The sequence below is a fragment of the Aequorivita sediminis genome (assembly GCF_032080575.2).
Classification (GTDB): Bacteria; Bacteroidota; Bacteroidia; order Flavobacteriales; family Flavobacteriaceae; genus Aequorivita; species Aequorivita sediminis.
In genome coordinates this window covers 263,462-276,174 of sequence record NZ_JAVLSO020000001.1, presented here as the reverse complement: position 1 = coordinate 276,174, position 12,713 = coordinate 263,462, and the positions used below count along the sequence as shown (strand labels likewise).

General features: G+C 34.5%; 11 protein-coding genes. 2 read left to right on the top strand and 9 right to left on the bottom strand.

Translation table 11 applies throughout. The features are described 5' to 3' along the window. Positions 1 to 105: 105 nt before the first annotated feature. Together RT250_RS01330 and RT250_RS01325 are read right to left on the bottom strand one after the other, a co-directional pair. Positions 106 to 1,752: a DUF6029 family protein gene (locus RT250_RS01330; RefSeq protein WP_313111426.1), complete on the bottom strand. Its 1,647-nt coding sequence runs from the start codon at positions 1,750 to 1,752 to the stop codon at positions 106 to 108. A 29-nt stretch (positions 1,753 to 1,781) separates the two neighbouring features. Beyond that, a complete protein-coding gene (locus RT250_RS01325) occupies positions 1,782 to 2,264 on the bottom strand; it encodes a TlpA family protein disulfide reductase (RefSeq protein ID WP_313111424.1) in 483 nt (160 codons plus the stop codon). A gap of 161 nt (positions 2,265 to 2,425) precedes the next feature. Between RT250_RS01325 and RT250_RS01320 the strand changes: the two genes are divergently transcribed. Then, a complete protein-coding gene (locus tag RT250_RS01320; RefSeq protein WP_313111422.1) occupies positions 2,426 to 3,727 on the top strand; it encodes an Omp28-related outer membrane protein in 1,302 nt (433 codons plus the stop codon). 77 nt (positions 3,728 to 3,804) lie between these two features. Here the strand turns inward: RT250_RS01320 and pruA are convergent, their stop codons facing one another. Beyond that, on the bottom strand, positions 3,805 to 5,430 hold the full coding sequence (gene pruA, locus RT250_RS01315; RefSeq protein WP_313111420.1) for an L-glutamate gamma-semialdehyde dehydrogenase: 1,626 nt from the start codon (positions 5,428 to 5,430) through the stop codon (positions 3,805 to 3,807). Positions 5,431 to 5,609: 179 nt separating this feature from the next. Between pruA and RT250_RS01310 the strand changes: the two genes are divergently transcribed. Beyond that, positions 5,610 to 6,314, top strand: coding sequence for an NRDE family protein (locus RT250_RS01310; protein ID WP_313111418.1), 705 nt, complete (start codon positions 5,610 to 5,612; stop codon positions 6,312 to 6,314). Here the strand turns inward: RT250_RS01310 and apaG are convergent. The 6 genes from apaG to RT250_RS01280 form a co-directional block, all read right to left on the bottom strand. Continuing rightward, positions 6,311 to 6,697, bottom strand: coding sequence for a Co2+/Mg2+ efflux facilitator ApaG/CorD (apaG, locus tag RT250_RS01305; RefSeq protein ID WP_313111416.1), 387 nt, complete (start codon positions 6,695 to 6,697; stop codon positions 6,311 to 6,313). The genes RT250_RS01310 and apaG overlap by 4 nt on opposite strands. 4 nt (positions 6,698 to 6,701) lie before the next feature. Beyond that, positions 6,702 to 7,796: a DUF3667 domain-containing protein gene (locus tag RT250_RS01300; protein WP_313111414.1), complete on the bottom strand. Its 1,095-nt coding sequence runs from the start codon at positions 7,794 to 7,796 to the stop codon at positions 6,702 to 6,704. Between the two features lie 28 nt (positions 7,797 to 7,824). Further along, positions 7,825 to 9,078, bottom strand: a complete 1,254-nt coding sequence (locus RT250_RS01295) for a type IX secretion system plug protein (RefSeq protein ID WP_313111411.1) — start codon at positions 9,076 to 9,078, stop codon at positions 7,825 to 7,827. A gap of 144 nt (positions 9,079 to 9,222) precedes the next feature. After that, entirely contained in the window at positions 9,223 to 9,933 is a 711-nt protein-coding gene (locus RT250_RS01290; protein ID WP_313111409.1) for a DUF4488 domain-containing protein, read from the bottom strand. Between the two features lie 217 nt (positions 9,934 to 10,150). Further along, the gene (locus tag RT250_RS01285; RefSeq protein ID WP_313111407.1) at positions 10,151 to 10,630 is read right to left on the bottom strand and encodes a DIP1984 family protein; all 480 of its coding nucleotides are present in this window, start codon (positions 10,628 to 10,630) and stop codon (positions 10,151 to 10,153) included. A 233-nt stretch (positions 10,631 to 10,863) separates the two neighbouring features. Continuing rightward, entirely contained in the window at positions 10,864 to 12,336 is a 1,473-nt protein-coding gene (locus tag RT250_RS01280) for an FAD-dependent oxidoreductase (RefSeq protein ID WP_313111405.1), read from the bottom strand. Positions 12,337 to 12,713: the final 377 nt, after the last annotated feature.

Below are 12,713 nucleotides of genomic sequence, written 5' to 3'. Positions count from 1 at the left end.
TAATTGAATAGAGGTTAAATTGAAAATTCTAATCTCAGTATATTCCAAATAAAAAGGTCGTTCAAATTGCTTTGAACGACCTTTATAAATTTATAAATAAGTAGTTTAGAATGTAACCACAAGGTTTGCTGTTACTCCTGAACTTTCAGGAACTTCGCGACAAACACCTCCTACACAAATTAAACCACCTCTTTGGCGACCATAATTAAGGCCGAAACGAGCACGTCCTTTCGAATAACTACCTCCAATATTATAAAAGTGGTCGTTATTTGGTCCTCCATAATTCCAAGAATCTGCTACATACACACCTAAAGATGAGTTGAAATTGTATTCAAGAACTCCTGCAGCCCAGTTTTTATCATCGTCTGCAGTCCATAGATGTTGCAACTCCATACGCAAAGCTTTAGCACCTGTAAAGCGTCTAGTTCCTTCTATAACGGCAATCTGAGCGCGGATGTCTCCTTGCTGCCCTAGAATTCCTCCTTTAGAAACACTCTTGTCTATTATAACATCTTGGAAAGATGCAACAGTGCTCCATTTTGAGCTCCAACGGTTTTTTATTTCAATATTCAAATCTCTAAAGTATCTATCACCTTTACCAATAAACTTAACATCGTAGTTTTGATCTGTTTTATTGAATTCGGTATCAAGTCCTGCCCAGTATGAAAAGTTACCAGCTAGTTTAGTTCCTACTTTACCTAAAGCGCTCTCTTTGTCGAAAGAGTAGTAAACATCAACCTGAGTTCCTACTTCTCCAGCCCTTTTTTCATTTGTTGTAAACAACAGTCTTGGTTGAGAGTTGTACACATATATATTAGAAAGCAAATAATCGTGTTGCTTTGTAATTGCAGGAACATAGTTTATAATTTGTTCATTGTATTGGTTTCCTTCAGCATACCTATCTGAATAAAAAGAGAAGTTTTCTAGCCTTCTAAAAGTAGTATTTATACCGAGTCCTTTTTGTGCGTAACCTAAATTTACTAATAGAGCAGTTCCGTCAAACAATTGAGGAGATGTTACTATAGTTTCGTTAATAAGTACGTCTGGATCCTTTGTATTTGCTTCAACTCCACCGTAAAACTTTCCAGCTACAAAATCAAGTCTTCCTCCATAGGCATTAACACTTGCTGGAATTGTATCGTTTGCACCATTGTCTTGATATCTTCCAACGTAACTAGCACCAAATTTTAAATCTACCGCATCAATATTCATTAATGCACTTAAATCTAAATTGGCATCAAGTCCTTGGATTACTCCTTCAGAAACATCAAAACCATTACGAGTCTGTCCGTAAACTCCAGTCATATTGAAAGTTGAAGTTGGGCTGAACTTAACACGAACACCTTTCAAAGCATTGTTTATTCCTAATTGTCTATCTTCCCAAGTACGTAACAGTAATCCACTACCAAACTGTTCGTAGAAATAACCAGCAGTAATATCTAGGGTTTCATTTCTAAAATTTAAATAATAAGTACCAATTCCGTTTTGATTATCCCAAGTTGGAGAGTATCCTTCTAACGCTTTTGGTAAATACGATTCGTATTGTACTCCAGCAGTAAATTTTCCTAATGAATAGTTTAATTGAAGGTAATTGTTGGAACGAAACTGTTCTTTTGGGGCAAAATAACCAAAATCTTCATCGTCTAAAAGCCATTGAGAATTCGATTCAAGTCCACCAAAAAAGTAACCATTTTCCTGTGAAAAGCCAATTGCTCCCACTATAAGAAAGGCGCCTAAAATAAGTTTTTTCATAATTATTTGTTGGGTTTGTAATGTAGAGATTAGTTAGAGAATTCCTTTATTTTTTCATAAAGTTCATACTCTGCACCAGGGCTATATCCAGAATGACGATAAACTATTTCGTTATTTTTTACAAGAAGTGTTAATGGTACAGTTGCAGCACCTAAGGCACGTTTAAAATCATTATTAGTGTCTAAAAGTACAGTATAATCCCAGCCTTTGCCATTAATTAAAGGCTTAACTCTTTTTACAGTTCGACTATCGTCTACAGAAATTGCGTAAAGCTCAACTCCAGTTTCTTCTTGCCATTCGTCATAAATTTCGCTAATTGCATCTAATTCTTTTAAACAAGGCACACACCAAGTTGCCCATAAGGAGACAATAGTAACTTTGTTGTCGGTTGAAATACTTGAAGAGTTAAATACATTACCGTCTACTGTTGTAAGATTTACTTGTGGCATTTCATTCTGTGATGTAGCAGCTATGGATACAAGTAGAAGTAAAAGAGGGATTAATTTTTTCATTTTGTGATAAGGTTTTAATTTAACTTTATATTGGCAATATTAAGTTTTTTTTAATGAATTAGAGATTGGTTTTTTGAAAAAATATTGATTTAACAATTTATTCTTTAACATTTTTTTATAATTGCGCTATATTAGCACACTTTAAAAAAACTATTTTTATTATGAAAACACATCCCTATATTAAAATTTTATTCCTTTTTGCGGTTTTGGCAGTTGTTTCTTGTAGCAAAAAAGAAGATCCATTTGTTGAGCAAGGACCTGCTTTAGAATTAGAGCTTAAGAGTGATGCCGGGAGTGGAGAGTTAGAAGTTGTGAGCATTAATCAAGTGGTTAATTTTACTGTTATAGGTAACGACGATCAAGATTATACATCGCTTGCAAATATCTTAGTAAATGATGTTGAAATTGAAGGTAGTAGCTACACGTTTGCTGAATTGGGTAATTACCAAGTAAAAGCTATATATGATGATGTAGTAAGTAATATATTAACTTTTGAAGTGCTTGCTGAAACTGAAAGAGCCTTAACTGTTAGTGTTTCTAAAGCAATGAGAAATCAAACTGTTTCTTTCGGTCTACTAGATAGTGATGGTACTGATACTTCAGATGAAGCAACTTTTTATGTAAACAATACAGCTATTGAAGGTAATACATATTCGTCTAGTACAGTAGGAGACTTTGAAGTTTATGCTGAGTATGTAGTAAACGATGAAACTTATACTTCAGCAACCAAGAATTTTGCGGTATATATTCCAAAACGCAAAGTAGTAGTTGAAGATTATACAGGAACTTGGTGTGGATTCTGTCCAGCGGTTGCTTTGGCTATAGACGAGGTAAGAGCTGCTACAGAGCACGTAAGTATTGTGGCTATTCATAAAACTGCTGCAAGTTTACCAGATCCATTAGATTTTCCTAGAATTCAGGAATTACAAGATATGTTTGGTGTAAGTAATGGTTTTCCTAAAGGACAAATTAACCGTACAGTAGCTTGGCCAGATCCTTACCCAAGTGGTCAAATTTTATCAATGGCAGGTGCAGATACTGATGTTGCAATTGCAATTAACTCAAAGCTTACAGGTGCTAACTTAACCGTAGAAGTAAAGGTTGTTTATGAAAATGGTTCAACTTATGGAGATAAGGTTGTGGTTTACTTATTAGAAAACGGAGTTGTTGCGCCACAGGCTAACTACTTTAATGAAACTCCTGGGCATCCATATGAAGGTCTAGGAAATCCAATTGAAGACTATGTACACAATGATGCCTTGAGAAATTCACTTTCTGACTTGTTTGGAGATGCAATCCCTTCAACACCTGCTTTCCAAGAATTTAAAAAGAACTACACATTTACAGTTCCTTCTAACTATGTAGGTGAAAATTTAAGTTTTGTGGTTATGGTAGTTGACCAAGACAACAATGCTAAAAACTCTCAGTTTGCAAGTATTAATGAGACTAAGAATTTTGAATAAAAGTTTTTTAAAATAGATCATAAAAAAGCCCCGATTAAAATTTTAATCGGGGCTTTTTCTATTTAAATGATTTTAGGTTACCCTAAGAACGGATATCTATAATCTGTAGGAGAAACAAAAGTTTCTTTTATCAATCTAGGAGAAATCCAACGGTAAAGGTTTTGTTTGCTTCCTGCTTTATCATTTGTACCACTTGCACGAGCCCCACCAAATGGTTGTTGCCCTACAACAGCTCCAGTTGGTTTGTCGTTGATGTAGAAGTTACCTGCGGCATTTTCGAGAGCTTTTACAGCTTCTTCTAAAGCGTATCTGTCTTCACTAAAAACAGCACCTGTCAGTGCGTATTCGCTAGTTCCGTCAACCAAATCAAGCATTTCTGTCCAATCTTTATCTTCATAAATATAAACTGTTAATACAGGTCCGAAAAGCTCAGTACACATAGTAGTGTATTTAGGGTCTTTAGTTACAATAACAGTAGGTTCAATAAAGTATCCTTTACTTTTATCGTATCCACCACCAACAATAATTTCAGCGTTTTTATCTTTCTTAGCTTGGTCTATGTAGCTTGCAAGCTTATCGAAAGAGTTTTCGTTAATTACTGCAGTAATAAAGTTCCCCATGTCTTCTGGAGTACCCATTTTAAACGAACGAACATCATCAATTAAATGCTTTTTAACATCTTCCCATATTGTGCTAGAAATGTAACAACGACTTGCAGCACTACATTTTTGACCTTGGAATTCAAATGCTCCACGAGCCATTGCAGTAGCAACTTGCTTTGGGTCGGAAGTTTTATGAGCAACAATAAAGTCTTTACCACCAGTTTCACCAACTATTCGTGGGTAAGTTTTGTAATTTGAAATATTGTTTCCAATTTTCTGCCATATGCCTTGGAAAACTCCTGTTGAACCAGTAAAGTGAACTCCACTGAAATCTGGGCTTGCCATAAGCGTATCAGAAATCATTACAGCGTCTCCCATTACCATATTGATAACCCCTGCAGGAACACCAGCCTCACGGAATACATCCATAATAACTTTTGCTGAATAAACCTGAGTGTTACTTGGTTTCCAAACTACTACGTTCCCCATTAATGCAGCACTTGCAGGAAGGTTCCCAGCAATGGCAGTAAAGTTAAATGGAGTAATAGCATAAATAAATCCTTCTAGCGGACGGTATTCAACTCTGTTCCAAGCCGAAGATGTAGATTCTGGTTGCTCAGCGTAGATTTCAGTCATATACTGAACGTTGAAACGCAAGAAATCTATTAACTCACAAGCAGAATCAATTTCAGCTTGATAAATATTTTTCGACTGCCCAAGCATTGTAGCAGCGTTTATTTTTGCTCTATATGGTCCAGCAATTAGTTCGGCAGCGCGAAGGAAGATTCCAGCACGTTGTTCCCATGGCATTGCAGCCCATTTTTTTCTTGCTTCCAAAGCAGTTTCAATTGCTTCTTCAACATTTTTCTTAGTAGCTTTATAGTAAGTACCTAACACGTGCTTATGATCGTGTGGAGGCGACATTGTAGCGGTTTCCTTAGTTTTTACCTCTTTTCCGTTGATAAATAAAGGCACTTCAATTTCTGCCTTATACATTTCTCTATACGTTTTAAGTACTTCTTCTCGTTCTGGTGAACCCGGAGCGTAGTCCTTAACAGGTTCGTTTACAGCGATCGGTACTTCAAAAAATCCTTTTCCCATTACATTATTATTTTTGTGTTCTTAAAGGTTGCAAAGATACAATTTTTGAAGCACCTAATCTTCATATTTCTTAATTCCGAAATGGATAAATTTGGTGATCAGCTTAATTTTACATTTAAAGCCAGTAAATTGGTGTTTTTAAGTTTCCTTTTGTAGATTCGATTACTAAATAAATCATAATGTGCACTATTACTTTCACTCCTATATCAAATCACGGATTTATATTAACTTCTAATCGTGATGAAGCTCCAGGTCGAGAAACCTTACCGCCTGAAATTTACAACGAAGATGGCGTAAAACTACTTTATCCTAAAGATGCGGTTGCGGGAGGAACTTGGATAGGAGTAAGTGATAGAAAACGAGTTGCTTCATTAATGAACGGAGGCTTTGTGGCTCACGAACCCAAACTATCTTACCGTAAAAGTAGAGGAGTAGTGCTAAAAGATATTTTGAAATCAAACGATTTAAAACCTGAAATAGAACAATACAATTTCCAAGATATTGAACCATTTACCGTTGTACTTGTAGATTGGAATGATGGTGTTAGATTATTTAAATTAGTTTGGGATGGGGAAAAGCATCATTTTTCTGAGGAACCATTGGCTCCTCAAATTTGGTCTTCCTCACCATTGTACCCTGAGGTTTTAAAGAAAAAAAGAGAGAAATGGTTTTCAGAGTTCCTATTCGAAACTATTAGACCTACAGCAGATGAATTGCTGAATTTTCATAAAACATCAGGAGATGGAGATTTCAACAGCAGTTTAGTAATGGATCGAGAATATGTAAAAACTAAAAGTATTACACAAATTGTTAAGAATAACGATGCTATTTCAATGCGTTATGAAGATTTACAAACTGATAAAGTTAGTAAAACAGCATTTTAATTCAATGAGAAGGGAGCGCTCAAATTAAAAAGTGGAATGGCAACACTAAATTTACGATTAAATTCAAAATTGATCATGTTAAAATGACCTTTCATCGAGCCAAAAGGTGAGAATAATAGGCAGCCACTAGTGTACGAATGTCTTTCACCAGGCTTTAAAATAGGTTTCTGCCCAATAACTCCTTCACCTTCTACAATCACAGTGTTGTTTAAAGAGTCTTTGATTACCCATCTTCGCGAAGTGAGTTGAACTGTGTGTTTTCCTTGATTTTCAATGGTAATGTTATAAGCAAAGGCATATTGCATTTTACGGTTTTTGTAAAATGTCCCATCAAATTCAGTAAGTACCGAGATTTTAATTCCTTGTGTTACCTGTTGTACCATTTTGTTAATATAAAGCTGCGCTTATAGCTACAAAAAATCCTATTGCCACCATAAAACTCAGCGAGAATATAATGCTTAAAAATACAAATTTAAACAATGTTGTCCACTTTCCCTGACCATAAAACTTCTTCAGTGCGAAGTAAAAATATAATGGCCCAATGATGACAAATAAAAGGGTTTGGAAAAAACTGGAGTTAAAGATTATGTCAGGAATACTGAAAATAATTAAATACAGAAATATAAAACTGAAAATATGAAATACAAAAATAACGTGTTCAATGAAATTGTATTTATTTCGAGAGTAGGAAAGCCAAAAAAACAAAGCATAAATTGGAGCAAAAAAGAATAAGAAAAATGGCAATTTAGCTTTTAAATAAGTGAAGAATTCGTCTGTATTGTGAATTATTTTAAAAACCGAAACAGATCGCGAATAAAGCCATCGGTGTTTAAAGGTGTTGGTATGACCTAAACTATCAAGAGCTGCAATTGGGCTTTCAATCTTAGTTTTTAAATAATAAGAATAATAGATGTTTCCGCGTTTACTGTAGCTTTCGAGAAATGATAAACTATCTAAAGTTTTATCTGAATAATATTGTGATATCCCCAGTTCTTTAGCTTTTAAAACCTCCTTAGCAGAACTATTTGAAATGAAATTCTCTGGTTGTTCATTGATTAGCGAATCCATCGAAACGACATTTTCAACATCATTGTTTAGGCTGAATGAGCTAGGTTTTTCCGAATTCTGTACAAACCCTATAAAACTTTCCAAAAGAAGATAAATAATAGATACACTTAGAAAAAGGCGAAAAGGATTGGCGTATTTAAGACGTTGTCCTTTTACATAGTTCTTAGTAATAACACCAGGTCTAAATAGTAAATCTTTGAAAGTTGTGCGTATTCGAGAGTCATAAACCAAAATACTGCTAAGAAATTCCGCCAAAAAATCTTTGGCAGAAAGTTGTTTATCGCTATTAAGCTGTGAGCAATAAGAACAGTAAACATCACTTTTGTCAAGTGGTTGATTACAGTTCAGGCATTTAGTACCGCGGTATCGCATTAATCTTCTCCCACCGTGAACTTTTTGCTTATTTTCGCTCATCACTCGATAATTAAGTGAAATTCATAGGTTAATTATTGGTAATTGAGGTTGAATTTGCACGACCAATTCCTATAATTCTATCGTATCTAGCGCCAAGGTCTCGGAAGTAAATTACTACGGTATAATCGTTTTCTGTTTGCCAGAAATCTCCACTAATAGCGCCTTCATCTATACTTCCATCTCTGTTTACTACCACATATTTGTAGTTGTAAAACCCTTGTTTGAAAAGTCTAGTATTTCTGTAAGTATCACTTTCACTATCATAACGTAAGTACGTGCTTCCGTCTATGGTCCAGTTGTTGAAGTTGCCGTAAACGTGAATCTCTTTGTCACCTAAATCTTCATAATACTGTAAATTGAAATGCATACGAACGTATTCAGCTTCAATATCTTGATTTCTAGCATCAATATTCCTTACCACAAAATTACCGTTAATATCGGGGTTGTAGGTGTAAGGTCTATTATACCTTGGAATATTTGTAAATAAATAATTTTCGTATAAATCGGTAACGGCGATCGACCTTATACCGTTTGAGGCTGAACGCTCATCCTTATTATCGAAAGCTAAAAATTCATTTCCACCTCCAAATGCTGCTTCCTTGTCATACTTATAAATAAGCTCATTCCCCATAGTGTATTGTGGAACAAGGTCTGTTATAGCAGTTTTAAGGTTGCTGTTTTGAAGAACTAAAGTTTTAACGCTTTGCTTCGGATTTCTCAACAATAGGCTTTGTGAGTTTACAGTAAATTGAACTACTTGTTTCTCATCGATAACATTAAGATCTCTTGCCCGCTTAATTTCAACTCCCACCGATGCGATATCCTCTACGACTAAGAATTTTCTAGTAAAAATTAAATCTCCATTACTACTAAATATTCTTAGTAAATAATTCCCACTTTTTTTAATTGTTCGTGTGTCTCGGTTAGGGATGGTTAATTTGTAATGTGAATATATTTGAAGTGTGTTTAATGAATTTTGATATTCGGTAATGCGAACATCGTCAAATCCATCCAAATATTCACTTTTTGAAAGATCTGATGGGGTCCAATCAAAATTGTGGTGAGTGATGCTATAAAAGTAATCTGCTTCATTTCCGTTTAATGCATCGAAGGTTAATTCTAAAGATTGCCCTAACCTAATTATTGGTAATTCACTTAATTCTGTTGCACCTTTAAACTGTACAGTTTGGATATAAGGTGGTTCTACTTTTTCAGTAATTTGAGCCGAAATTTGAGGCGCAACCAATAAAACGATAATGGAGAAAGCGAATGATTTTAGCATAATGTTGATTTATGGAGCTAAGATAAACAATTTTAATGCCTGTTTATTATGTTAAGCAATCGTTCTCTTGTGAATAAAGCTTTTAAAGCTGAAAAGAAAATTAATTTAGATCCATTGTATAAAATTATAGTAAGTTTTAATCTACTATTCTCGAAGGCTCCATATTTCATTTATGGGGTCACCTTTGCTTGAAAATCCTGAGTGGTTCCAATTTCCGTTTTTTAGTTTATAGTTAAACTTTAATTTTAGTCCAACTTTAGAATTGTCTTTAGAAAAAAATTCAATATTTTCAATGTAGTTGCCATCTAGGGTAGTGTAAGTACCTCCGCCGGTTCCCATGAATTTTTTAGTTTCGGTATTATAAGCAATCCACTGAAATCGAGTTCCAGATAAAATTTTCATCGTTTTTCTCGGTCCGTCAGTATCTCTTAATTCAGTTTTCCCGTCTTTTACTCTTCCAGACATTAACCAAGCACCTTGTAGTTTTCCAGGTTCACCTTTATCTATTCTTTTTAGCCGTTGGTTATTTACAGGAAATTTAATTTCAGTTTCGGTGATCAGTATTTTGTGGTTTTCTTGATTTCCTACAGCAAAAGAATTGGTAGAAGTAAACTCTAAATATTGGGTTAGTACGTTTCCATTTAACTCCCAAGCACCACCATGCGTTTTGATAAAGTCTCCAGTTTTAACATTATAAGTGGTAGATGAATAATAGCCATCTGTAAAAATCACAACATTCTTTAATTCCTCATTATTTTCAGATGTTAAATAATTTTCCCAAGCGCCAATTAAACCTTGTGCATTTATGCTATAGGAGACTAAGACAAACAAAAGTAAAGTTATAAAGCTTCTCATAATTTAATTAATTAAATGATTGATAAAAAGAACGATCGGTCAGTACCTGGTGGTAAGTTGTAAATTATACACTTGTAAGTTGTAAGCGGTAATGGGTCTTAAACAGTAAGTTTTGCCGCAACCCAAGCAGCTTCTGTATTGGCAGTGTTTTCAATTTGCCCCGAAAACTACCATAAAAAGGGGCTGGTACTCGCCCCGACCATTCTAGCCTTTCGGCTTAATCTTTAAGCTCGGTGAGCCAATTTATTTCTTGAATCTTGCTATCAATTTCTCTAAAAGCTCTTCCTGTTTCATCCATTTCATTCTGAAGCTTTTTGATGCTAATAGTGTTTTTTAAATTGCTGTCGCCACTGTTGTTAAATTGTGCATCATGTCTAATTCTCCTAAGTCTTTCAGAGAGTATTTTTAAAGAATCCCTTTTCGCTAGAGCTTCCATAAGAACTCCTTCACCTTCAACTAAAGTTTCGTTGTTAGTTTTATTAATTCGAATAACTAAGGTTTCTAAATCTTGAATTGCTTTTCGTAGCTGAGCAATCAATTTATCAGGATCTTCTTGAGGTAGTTTGTCGTCTGAAACTACTAAAATAGGTCTAATTCTATTCTGAAGATGTTCAATTTTCTTCAATAAGTCTGCTCTTAGTAATAGCCCTTCAGCAAGCTTCATTTTCTTATTTATTTGATCATTATTATTTGACATTAAAATACTTTTAAAATTAATTAATGTGTTTCTGAACTATTAAAGCCTTGTTTAACTTCATTAATGAGGTTCTATATTTTGATTGACCTTTCAAAAATACATTCAGATTACAGTATTAAGATAGTAAAGAAATGTTAACCTAAGTTTTGTTTGATAGCTAAAATAAATAAATTTCTAATTTAAAATAATAATGGTTTATAATACCTACAAATTGTGTATTTCAAGAATTAGGTTTATTCGGTATTATTTTGACTATTTTTTCTTTTCAAAACTCGTCCCCTAGGTTCGTTTCCTTTATGGAGTGCAATTTCAGAATGAAGGAATTTTGCTGCAGCTGCAGAGTCTTGTACTTTTGAAGCACTTCGCTCTAACATATCAGCTTCAAATTCATTTAAAACACTTCCTCTTATCCCGGTTTCTCTCCATTGGGAAGAAGTATTACACCCTTTAAGGATTGTTCTTGCTAGGGAAAGTGCGTCCAACAAAGCTTGATTAGCTCCCTGCCCTTTAAAGGGGCTCATTGGGTGGGCTGCATCTCCAATTAATGTAATGGGTCCGCATTTTTTTAAAACCTCATTATCGAGTAATTCTCGGTCGTAAACTGGATATCCAGAAATTTGATATTCTTCTGTAGCACTAATAATTTGAGGGATAGGTGTATGCCACTGAGTTCTTTTAATTGCTTCTTCCTTTAACGCTTTAGCTCCATTTTTGCTTAATGCTTTTGCACCTTTTTCCGACATTGGGAAGCTAAGCTGCCACATAACGGAATTTGAAGTGAAGGGCATAACGTATATACGTTCGTTGCCATTTGCTGTTTGAAAAACTGTTCTGGAATCTAAAAGTGAGCTATCGATATTAGGTAAGGATTCTAAAGAGCAAACTCCAAGAATTACAATACAATCAAGATGTCGTAACGGAGAAATACTTTCACCAATTACGAGTCTCCTCACTGAACTTCGAATGCCGTCTGCACCTACAACGAGATTAGCTCTTGATGTTTTAATTTTTCCGTTTACTAAAAATCTTAAATTAACATTATCGCCTTTTTTTTCCTTAAGGTCAATTAATTTGTGACCCCACTTGATTGAGTTTTTTGAATCTAGTTGCTCAAGTAAGGCTAGGCGAAGGGGTTGCCTTGCGATATGAATATTAGTTTTTTTTGATGTTTTTTTTGAATCAGGTTTAATCCATTTTCTCATTCCCCATTCCCCAATAATTTTTCCTTCAATAGTGTGAACTAAATGTCTGGTTGATATCACGCCATCTTTTAACGGGAGAATTCCTAATGCAGCAATGGCTTTGCTAGCTTGTTGAAGTGTGAGACCGTAACCTTGAGATCGAGTGTTAAAATTATCGTCTCGTTCATAAAGAGTATATGGGATGCCGCGATGTAAACAAGCTACTGCAAGTGCTGCGCCTCCTATTCCGCCACCAATAATTGCTATATGTGGCAGTGTTTCACTATCGGGGATTGGATGGTTTTTTGAAGGAGTTATTCCCGTCCCTTCACAAGTTGTACAAGGTTTAAAAGGCGCTTTAGGTCGAGTGGGAGGGTTGGTTTTTGTTGTTGAATTCTCAAATTCATCTATTTCATTTTGGTAGCGTTTTCTAGCTTTTATGCTGAGTTTTTGACGTTTTTTTCCACGCCCTTTACAATTATTACAAACAGCCCAATAATCTTTATTATTTTCCACCCTTCTCACTTCTGTATGCTTATTTTGATATAGTTACTTCGATTTTAGTGAAACAGTCAAAACAAACTCTGATTTTTTTCATGGCACAATAGTAATTATATTTTGTGGTTGAAACTGAAGGTGGTAGAAGGAATTTATTTTTTTAAATTAATGGGTATAAGAGAAAACTTTTATTAAAGTCGTTTTTTGAAGTGAAATAGTAATTTATATGCCATATAATCTTTCAAATTCTTTTTAATTTGCCTAATCTTATTTTTCTGAAATAAAATTATACTCATTTGTTGTGCAATGGTGGTTTTAATTTATAAATTTGCACGCCCTTAAACTCAGAGGAAATATTATCTTGGGTTTATTAAGGTGATATAAAGGCATTATTAATATCTATA

What these genes read in the sequence shown, in the direction of transcription:
- RT250_RS01330 (WP_313111426.1), bottom strand. Translation starts at nt 1,752, where the DNA reads ATGAAAAAACTTATTTTAGGCGCCTTTCTTATAGTGGGAGCAATTGGC.
- RT250_RS01325 (WP_313111424.1), bottom strand. Translation starts at nt 2,264, where the DNA reads ATGAAAAAATTAATCCCTCTTTTACTTCTACTTGTATCCATAGCTGCT.
- RT250_RS01320 (WP_313111422.1), top strand. Translation starts at nt 2,426, where the DNA reads ATGAAAACACATCCCTATATTAAAATTTTATTCCTTTTTGCGGTTTTG.
- pruA (WP_313111420.1), bottom strand. Translation starts at nt 5,430, where the DNA reads ATGGGAAAAGGATTTTTTGAAGTACCGATCGCTGTAAACGAACCTGTT.
- RT250_RS01310 (WP_313111418.1), top strand. Translation starts at nt 5,610, where the DNA reads ATGTGCACTATTACTTTCACTCCTATATCAAATCACGGATTTATATTA.
- apaG (WP_313111416.1), bottom strand. Translation starts at nt 6,697, where the DNA reads ATGGTACAACAGGTAACACAAGGAATTAAAATCTCGGTACTTACTGAA.
- RT250_RS01300 (WP_313111414.1), bottom strand. Translation starts at nt 7,796, where the DNA reads ATGAGCGAAAATAAGCAAAAAGTTCACGGTGGGAGAAGATTAATGCGA.
- RT250_RS01295 (WP_313111411.1), bottom strand. Translation starts at nt 9,078, where the DNA reads ATGCTAAAATCATTCGCTTTCTCCATTATCGTTTTATTGGTTGCGCCT.
- RT250_RS01290 (WP_313111409.1), bottom strand. Translation starts at nt 9,933, where the DNA reads ATGAGAAGCTTTATAACTTTACTTTTGTTTGTCTTAGTCTCCTATAGC.
- RT250_RS01285 (WP_313111407.1), bottom strand. Translation starts at nt 10,630, where the DNA reads ATGTCAAATAATAATGATCAAATAAATAAGAAAATGAAGCTTGCTGAA.